This is a genomic window from Gordonibacter pamelaeae 7-10-1-b (assembly GCF_000210055.1).
Taxonomy (GTDB): domain Bacteria; phylum Actinomycetota; class Coriobacteriia; order Coriobacteriales; family Eggerthellaceae; genus Gordonibacter; species Gordonibacter pamelaeae.
In genome coordinates this window covers 1,510,196-1,513,445 of sequence record NC_021021.1, presented here as the reverse complement: position 1 = coordinate 1,513,445, position 3,250 = coordinate 1,510,196, and the positions used below count along the sequence as shown (strand labels likewise).

The window sequence follows — 3,250 nt, the reverse complement described above, 5'->3', positions numbered from 1 at the left end:
TCTTCCTAGGGCGGCCGGGCCTCGGCGGGTTGGCCTGGCGCTCGCGGATGCTCCACAGGTAGACGTAGTTGTCGCGGCCGATCTTCTTGGAGGCCAGCTGGCCCGAGCACACCATCTGCCGCACGCGAGCGTCGCTCACGCCGAGCTCGATCGCGGCCATCCGCGTGGTGAGCAGACCGCGCTCGGTGTTCACGTCAACCGAGATAGCCACGAGCAGACCCTCGTGCTCCGTCGGGTACGTCGGCTTGGGGAGGGGCTTGTCGAGCTGGAGGTAGTCGTCGAGCATGATCTCGAGAAGATCCGCCCCCATCTCGATGGCCTCGGCGATGTTGTCCCCCTGCGTCACCTGGTCAAAATCGTTCAGGTACGTGCAGTAGCCACCAAGCTCGTCCTCGATGACGAGCACTGGATAGGTGTAGCGCATGTCGACTCCTTTCAGCAAAACCCTCATCGCCAGCCAGCGCGCTTCTTGATAGTCTCCCAAAGCCCTTTTTTGAACTCGCGGGCATGATAGGGAATGGTTATCGTTACGCCGTTTTTGGTAAGCACTCTGTGCGAGCCTTTGCCCAATCCTGAATCCCGCCAACCCTCCTTGAGAAGACGACGGTACACTTTTGATGGTTTAGGCGGCATTTTTCGCTCCTTTTACTATAACGCACGAGTAAGTATTTCTCAAGAGTAAGGTTTACATCATGAGAGCGAGATGCCGTCGTAGGCGGGGGTGCGCCACAAAAGGTAGGCCGTCGTATTGCGAGTGAGTCGGGCGCTGCGGAGCGGGAGGTCGGCCGCGTCGGGGGCGGCGTAGGCGCCCAGGGCGCACGACGCCTCGCGAACGCGGCCCATATCCTCGTACCATGCGCTCGCCCCGCGGGCGAAGGACACGCGGCCGCCGTAACGGAGCATTGCCTGGGGCGGCAGCAAGGCCGACGGGTCGGGCAGCGGGTGCTCGCATGCCTCGTCGAGGTAGTACGCGCGCGGCGAGGCCAGCAGGCAGGAGCGGTCTGCTTGGGCGTACGTCAGCTCCACGCGGTTGCACGCGAACAGGTCGAGGTCGTCTTCGACCAGAGCGCCCCCAACGAAGGCCTCAGTGCAGGACGCATCGCGGTACCAGCCGTCCACGCCAGCACAGTCGGGCTTCGCCGCCGCCTGCCAGGCAGCTTGCGGCACGGTATAAGCGCTCCCGCGGTCCAGCTGGTCCGCAAAGCACGGCTCTGCATCGGCGTCGGCGAAGAAGCGCACGCGTGCACGGAGGGAGCGGACGTGCACCGATGCGGTTTCGGCCTCGCCCCGGTACGACACGTTGCCGTAGCGCGCATAGGCCGTCACCACGCAGACGAGGTACGCGCCCTCATCAACCTCGGCCACCTCGTACGCCGGCTCCTCGCTCGGGCCTCGAACGCATTCCGCGCGCTCCCCCGGCGCCCCACCGCGATACCAGGCGTACCGGTAGCCCATGCCCGCCGTTCCCGGGTAGTTGCGCGGCAGGCAAGCGAGGTCGGGGTCGGTGGGCGAGAGCGCCGCACCCGGCTCAACCTCCCCGGCCCCACCCGCACCCGCATCGGCGGTGCCGCCTGCTGCCGAGAGCGTCAGCGCGCCCGGCTCCCGCTCGCGGAACAGCGGCTCTTCCAAGGCCCAGTGCTGGTTGGGGTTGCCCCAATCGCCATAGCAGTTCCATTGCGCCACGTTCGTGCCGTTGCCCTGCCCGCCGCCCTCCAGGTCGAGGGCGCAGCCAGAGCATTCGGGCACGATCATATGGTAGCCCGTGCCCAGGTCATGCAGCCAGAACGACTGGTTCCAGCCGCCCGTGCCGCTCCAGAGGTGCACGTTGTCGCCGTCGTTCCAGTCATTGCTGGACACATCGGCGAAAAGCGGCGCCTCGCCCGTGTGCACGGGCACGAGGCACGTGCGGCCCTGGGCGCTCGTGAGCACGAGCCAGTGCTGGTTCGTGTAGTCCGACGCGCTCCAGCCTATGATGTTGGTCCCGTTCGCCGTGCCTCCCCCGGCGGCGTCGAGACGCAGGTGGGGCGCAGCCTCGGGGCGCAAGGTGACGATCCTGCCCTGCCACGAGCGGTCGTCGACGAGCGGATGGTGCGGGATCAGCTGCGATGCCTCGGCCGTGGTGTTGATGCCGTAGGCGCTGTCGGGAGAGTCGCACCAGGCGCGCACCCCGGCCCACGACCACCAGTCCCAGGCCTCCCGTGCCACGCGCAGGCGGTGCGTGGCATAGGGACCTTGGAACCATGCGCAATCGTACGTGGTGTCGTAAAAGCCGCTCGTGGAGGACAGCCAGACCCCCGCCCCGTTGCGCACGAACGAGTCGACGTGCGTGTCGGGGTAATCGGTGAACCAGGTGGGCGACCACACCCCGCCGTTCGCGTAGTAAGAGGTCACGCTCACTTCCAAGAACAGCTCGGTCATGCGCCCGACGGTGGCGTTGCAGCTCACCGCGAGCCACACCTTGCCGTTGCTGGAATACCCCCAGCCCCCGTCGTAGCCGAAATGGGATCCGGGGTGCGCAGTCGCTCCGGCGCTCCCCCAGCTGCCACCCCCCACGCCGCCCCAGGCCAGACGCGGCGCCAGCAAGAGCGAAAGCGCCGCCGCACCCCCTAAGCCTAAAAATCTGCGCCGTGCGATGGCGCGATCACGCGGTTGCACGGCATCGAAAGCCGCACCGTTCCCCTTCTGCCCGGCCATGGCGGCCTCCTTCCCTCATTGCAGCGTGTCGTTCAGAAACTCCAGCAGGTCCACTACCGTCGGCACGACGACGAGCGCGATGGTGGGCGGCAGGAAGCAGAACGACAGCACCACGTCCAGTTTGGTCGGCATCTTGCGGATACGTTCGAGGGCCGCCGCCTGCGCCGTCTCGCGGGCGAGGGCCGCCTGGGACGACAGGCCCTCGGCGATGGAGGAGCCCTGGCTCACCGCCTGGGCGAGCTGGGCGACGAACGCCGAGACGTCCCGGCTCGCGCACCGCGCCGCCAGATGGTCGAGCGCCTGCTCGCGGGAATGGCCCAGCAGGTTCACCTCGCGGTCGACGGCCTCGAACTCGCCCGAGAGCGGCGGCCGGAGGTTCTGCGCCACCTCCCTGAAGCACTGCTCCACCGGCGATCCGGCCGCTATCGCGATGCCCAGCAGCTCCATGGCGTCGGGTAGCTGCGCCTCGATCGCCCGACGTCGGCGGTCAGCCGCCCGCGCGATGGCGAAGCGCGGCACCGTCCATCCGACAACGGCCGCCATGCCCACGGCGGTG

At 67.6% G+C, this 3,250-nt stretch carries 4 protein-coding genes; all 4 read right to left on the bottom strand.

Annotated elements, in window-relative coordinates:
• Positions 1–424, bottom strand: a 424-nt coding sequence (locus GPA_RS19005) for a type II toxin-antitoxin system HicB family antitoxin (protein ID WP_041239220.1), incomplete at its 3' end; no start/stop codon positions are given.
• A 23-nt stretch (positions 425–447) separates the two neighbouring features.
• Positions 448–633 carry a type II toxin-antitoxin system HicA family toxin gene (locus tag GPA_RS17365; RefSeq protein ID WP_083808963.1) on the bottom strand — a complete coding sequence of 62 codons (186 nt, stop codon included), beginning with the start codon at positions 631–633 and terminating at the stop codon, positions 448–450.
• Positions 634–690: 57 nt separating this feature from the next.
• A complete protein-coding gene (locus tag GPA_RS06975; RefSeq protein ID WP_041239219.1) occupies positions 691–2,694 on the bottom strand; it encodes an RICIN domain-containing protein in 2,004 nt (667 codons plus the stop codon).
• Positions 2,695–2,709: 15 nt separating this feature from the next.
• A partial coding sequence (locus GPA_RS06970) for a type II secretion system F family protein (protein ID WP_167536612.1) occupies positions 2,710–3,250 on the bottom strand: 541 nt, incomplete at its 5' end.

What these genes read in the sequence shown, in the direction of transcription:
- GPA_RS06975 (WP_041239219.1), bottom strand. Translation starts at nt 2,694, where the DNA reads ATGGCCGGGCAGAAGGGGAACGGTGCGGCTTTCGATGCCGTGCAACCG.
- GPA_RS17365 (WP_083808963.1), bottom strand. Translation starts at nt 633, where the DNA reads ATGCCGCCTAAACCATCAAAAGTGTACCGTCGTCTTCTCAAGGAGGGT.